The organism is Microcoleus sp. Pol12B4 (assembly GCF_036701385.1).
GTDB lineage: Bacteria > Cyanobacteriota > Cyanobacteriia > Cyanobacteriales > Microcoleaceae > Microcoleus.
In genome coordinates this window covers 1-5,043 of the sequence record NZ_JAUBQR010000321.1, presented here as the reverse complement: position 1 = coordinate 5,043, position 5,043 = coordinate 1, and the positions used below count along the sequence as shown (strand labels likewise).

At 46.0% G+C, this 5,043-nt stretch carries 5 protein-coding genes and 1 pseudogene; 3 read left to right on the top strand and 3 right to left on the bottom strand.

What is annotated here, in order from left to right; genetic code table 11:
- Nucleotides 1-44: 44 nt before the first annotated feature.
- Together QUA38_RS27220 and QUA38_RS27215 are read right to left on the bottom strand one after the other, a co-directional pair.
- A complete protein-coding gene (locus QUA38_RS27220; protein WP_333167401.1) occupies nt 45-416 on the bottom strand; it encodes a DUF2237 domain-containing protein in 372 nt (123 codons plus the stop codon).
- A 49-nt stretch (nt 417-465) separates the two neighbouring features.
- On the bottom strand, nt 466-927 hold the full coding sequence (locus QUA38_RS27215) for a GNAT family N-acetyltransferase (RefSeq protein ID WP_333167399.1): 462 nt from the start codon (nt 925-927) through the stop codon (nt 466-468).
- Nucleotides 928-1,162: 235 nt separating this feature from the next.
- On the opposite strand from QUA38_RS27215, the gene QUA38_RS27210 reads away from it, so the two are divergent.
- Entirely contained in the window at nt 1,163-1,795 is a 633-nt protein-coding gene (locus QUA38_RS27210) for a CatB-related O-acetyltransferase (protein ID WP_333167397.1), read from the top strand.
- A 350-nt stretch (nt 1,796-2,145) separates the two neighbouring features.
- Here the strand turns inward: QUA38_RS27210 and QUA38_RS27205 are convergent, their stop codons facing one another.
- Nucleotides 2,146-3,381 (bottom strand): methionine gamma-lyase family protein, encoded by a 1,236-nt coding sequence (locus QUA38_RS27205; RefSeq protein ID WP_333167395.1) that lies wholly within the window; start codon nt 3,379-3,381, stop codon nt 2,146-2,148.
- Nucleotides 3,382-3,461: 80 nt separating this feature from the next.
- Between QUA38_RS27205 and QUA38_RS27200 the strand changes: the two genes are divergently transcribed.
- Nucleotides 3,462-4,274, top strand: coding sequence for an acyl-CoA desaturase (locus QUA38_RS27200; RefSeq protein ID WP_194063518.1), 813 nt, complete (start codon nt 3,462-3,464; stop codon nt 4,272-4,274).
- 361 nt (nt 4,275-4,635) lie between these two features.
- A pseudogene (locus QUA38_RS27195) lies at nt 4,636-5,043 on the top strand (acyl-CoA desaturase); the annotation flags it as partial.

Here is a 5,043-nt window from a genome sequence, read left to right as displayed (position 1 = left end):
CGATCGCCCTTATTGACTAAAAGCGATCGCACACCAACATCCTCCTACAAATCAGCAGCGTGCTGCTTCAATTCATCCAAAGAAACGTATTCCAAAGTCAAGGCGTGAGTCGCGGCCAAAACCACAGGCGGCGCAACTCCTGCATCCATTGCTTCCTTCCACCTAGGCGCACACAAACACCAGCAATCCCCAGGCTTCAAACCGGGAAAGTTAAATTCGGGAACCGGAGTGCTCAAATCATTTCCGTTCGATTTAGTAAATTGCAAAAACTCTTCTGTCAGTTGAGCACAAACAGTGTGAGCCCCAAAGTCGCCACCACCTGTATTGCATTTGCCGTCCCGATAATATCCTGTCATTGGCGAAGTGCAGCAAGTCTCTAACTTTCCGCCCACCACATTTGTAGCTTCCGTCACCATCGCAACTCCTCCGTAAAACTCTTCAATCTAATTTTACACAAATCGTTGTTTATATATTTTTTTCCATCGCAAAGTTGATGAATTTTTGTCCTCTCCGTTCTACTTCTTGTTTTCTAATCACAATAAATCCCTGGCTTTCAAAAAAAAGTCGAGCTGTAATGCTGGCTTCGGTAAATAACTTATTAATTCCTAACTCTTTGGCTTTTGACTCAATTTGTTTTAAAATTAGGCTGCCAACTCCTTGTCTTTGAAAATTTTGATGACAGTAAAAGCGATCGATATGGCCGCTTGCTTCTAATTCCCCAAAACCTGCAATTTTATCACCCTCTTCTGCTACGAAAGTAAATTTACTGCTTAAACTCTTAGTCCAACTTTCAATATCGATATCGGCTGGAGCCCAAGCATCTACTTGTGCTTTTGTGTAATCGCGGATGTTTACTTCGTGTACCGTGTCGTAAAACAGTTTTACAATTTGTTGGGTATCACCGATTTCGTAGGTTCGTACTCTCATAAATTATCTCACTGCGATCGCTTGTTTAATATTAATTTGGGATTTTTAACCGCTTCGGAACGCGGATGGATGTTGGCTTTTACCATTTTGTCTCATTTCTTGCAGGGCGATCAGCCAAAATTTTCTCTACCACCCCTTGACAAACTCTATTAGTCTATGTTACTGAAGCAGAAGAAACCTAACTCGAATTAACAGTACATTCATCCAGCAGCTTAACGAATAAGGATTGAAACTTATGACAGAAATTGGGCCCGATCCAAACCGACCCTATCCGATGGCCGACCAACGGCGCGTATGCTTCATCAAAAACTTTATTAAATCCCCCAACATTATCGTCGGCGATTACTCATATTACGACGATCCAATAGATCCAGAAAACTTTGAAAGAAATGTACTTTATAATTACGGAAACGATAGATTAATTATTGGCAAATTTTGTGCGATCGCCACCAACGTCAAATTCATTATGAACGGTGCAAATCACAAAATAGACGGGATTTCAACTTATCCTTTTCCTGTTTTTGGAAATGGTTGGGAAACAGCGATGAATTTATTAATGGAACTGGCAAGTAAAGGCGATACCGTCATTGGCAATGATGTTTGGATCGGCTATGAATCCCTGATTATGCCCGGAGTCAAAATCGGCGACGGTGCCGTCATTGCCGCCAAATCCGTTGTAGTAAAAGACATTCCCGCTTATACCGTTGCCGGTGGAAATCCAGCCCATCCAATCAAACAGCGTTTTAGCGATGCTGAAGTAGCACAACTATTAGAAATTAGGTGGTGGGAGTGGGGAATAGACAAGATTTCGCGCAATGTCAGCATAATTATGCAAGGCGATATTCAAGCACTCAAAAATGCCGAGTAAACTCGCAAATACAGCGATATTAATTTTAACTTTGATCCTGTGTACCGGTTCCGGCGCGATCGCGCCGGCGAGCCAACTCCCAGCAGCCGATCCCGGATACATCTTCTAATCTGCGTTCATCAGCGTCAATCTGCCTGCATCTGCGGTCAATCGATTTTAGATTTTAGATTTTAGATTTTAGATTGACCCCACGGATAAATGCGGGGGCTTGAGGATTTTCGATTTTTGATTTTCGATTGATTCCACGGATAAATCACGTGGCGGGTACCATCAAGAAATTCGTGGTCAAAAAATCCCCCAAAATCACCATGCAAACCCAGCGAGCCCCCGTACCGCACCGCCCCTACAACTTACTTATTAGCTGGGCCCACAGCCTCGATCGCATCCTCAAGAGCGATCGATACATGAGTCCAATGAGTCCCCCCCTGGCAAAAAGCCACGTAAGGCTCCCGCAGAGGCCCGTCAGCCGAAAACTCCGATGTACTCCCATCAATAAAAGTACCCCCAGCCATCACTAACTGACTCTCGTACCCGTGCATCGGAGCAGGCACCGGATCTAAATAGGAACCGACGGGGGAATTTTGCTGAACAGCCCTACAAAAAGCAATTAACTTATCAGCAGAACCGAATTCGATCGCCTGAATCACATCTCGTCTTCTAGCCAAAGGCATAGGATTCACTCGATAACCCAACTTATAAAAAACATAAGCCGTCAAATGATTTCCCTTCATCGCCTCCCCCACACAACCGGGAGCCATAAACAAACCCTGAAACAGCAACCGATTCAAATCAAAAGTTGCGCCGCCGCTGCTGCCAATTCCCGGCGCCGTCAAGCGACAAGTTGCCGCCTCTACTAAATCAGCCCTCCCTGCCACATAACCGCCTGCAGGGACGATCGTACCCCCCGGATTTTTGATTAAAGAACCAGCCATCAGATCGGCACCCACAGCAGTAGGTTCGCAATCATCCACAAACTCCCCGTAACAATTATCAACAAAGCAAATTGTGTTAGGATTCTGATGTTTGACTATGGCGACGATTTTTTCAATCTCAGAAATAGACAAACTCGACCGCCAAGAATAGCCGCAAGAGCGCTGGATAAAAACCAGGCGAGTCTTTGCTGAAATAGTAGAGCTCAATGCGTGCCAATCCAAACTTCCTTCGCGAGTTAGAGGCAACTCACGGTAACTAATGCCAAACTCAACAAGTGAACCTTGACCTTGCCCCCGCAAGCCGATCACTTCTTCTAAAGTATCGTAGGGAGAACCAGCCACTGCCAACATTTCGTCACCAGGACGCAGGATGCCAAAAAGAGCACAGGCGATCGCGTGAGTACCCGAAACAAACTGTACCCGGACAGCCGCGGCCTGGGCCCCTACCACTTCGGCAAACACCCCGTCCAAAGTCTCCCGACCCAAATCATCGTGGCCGTAACCCGTAACCCCTGCAAAATGGTGGACTCCAACCCGGTGGCTGCGAAAAGCTTTTAAGACTCGTTGAAGATTTTGCTTGACTGTAGTGTCAATACCAGAAAAAATCTGAAAGAGTGCCTGTTCTGCTTCCTGTAGCCGTGAAACGCTATTCATCTATACCTCGCTCACCCTTTGCGTGCGCGCTGTTCATTATGGCGTAGATGCGGCCCCTAGTTTGTAAACATAATATATTCATGACGATTGCAACTTCCAAAAAAACTTCTCCTGATTGGCCTGTCGTAGGCTTTATGGCCTTTCTGCACATCGGTGCTTTATTTGCTTTGCTGCCGGGTAATTTTAGCTGGTCTGCGGTCGGGCTAGCAGTATTCCTGCATTGGGTAACAGGTGGTTTAGGAATTACTCTCGGATTTCACCGCCTCGTCACGCACCGCAGTTTTCAAACACCGAAATGGCTAGAGTATTTTCTAGTTATTTGCGGTACCCTTTCCTGTGAAGGTGGCCCGATCGACTGGGTAGGAATGCACCGGTTACACCACATACATTCCGACACCGAAACAGATCCGCACGATTCCAATCAAGGCTTCTGGTGGAGCCACATGGGCTGGATGCTCTCGGATCTCCCGATCAGAGTTGAAATCCCCCGCTTTACTAAAGACATCGGCGACGACCCAGTATACAAGTTTCTCCAAGCATATTTTATCCCCATCCAAGTTGTCTTCGGTGTGTTGCTTTATTTATTAGGCGGCTGGTCTTTCGTGGTTTGGGGCGTGTTTATGCGGATCGTGGTGGTGTTCCACTGCACTTGGCTGGTTAACAGCGCTACCCACAAATTCGGCTACCGCACCTACGAGTCGGGCGATCGATCGACCAACTGCTGGTGGGTGGCTTTGCTCACCTACGGCGAAGGCTGGCACAACAACCACCACGCTTTTCAATACTCGGCTCGCCACGGTCTTCAATGGTGGGAAATCGACTTCACCTGGATGACAATTCAACTGCTGCAATCGCTGGGTTTGGCAACCAAAGTGAAATTAGCAGAAAAATAGCGATCGGCAATTAGTCATTGGTTGTCGGTCATCAGTTCTGGACTAATGGCTAGTGACCAATGCCTAATCCTGTTTTTTGCGATCGGATACAGGTTGGGTTGAAGTAACCTCGCATCCTCTGGTGCGATCGACCCAACCAAAACCAGAATCAGTTATAATATAATTGGGAACAAAAAAATTTGTTTGGTCACCAAATTTTTTATTTTCAAAATACAACCGTAAATCTTTTTCAATCCTAATCCCAAATCTATCATTGATTCTTTATTAGTTTGGGCAAGTGTGCAGCAAAAAAAGTTCACTGCTCAATCCAAACTATTATGCGTGAATCCCGGTCGGCATCTCATCAGAAATCAAAAAAAGAATGACAATAGCAACGCAAGAAAAACTCCACTACAATTGGAAGCACGTTATTAGTTTAGCAGGACTTCATATCGGCGCTTTGTTCGCCCTGCTACCCAGTAACTTCAATTGGACAGCAGTTGGTTTAACAGTATTTATGCACTGGATAACCGGCGGTTTGGGAATAACTCTCGGATGGCATCGTATGCTCACCCACCGCAGCTTTCAGACACCAAAATTCGTAGAATACTTTCTAGCATTTTGCGGAGCCCTTGCCTGTCAAGGAGGAATAATTGATTGGGTTGGGCTGCACCGATTGCACCACACCAACTCTGACCAAAATGCGCTCGACCCTCACAATGCCCAAAAGGGTTTTTGGTGGAGTCACATCGGCTGGATGCTATATAAAGGTCCAGCTCACGCTGAAATT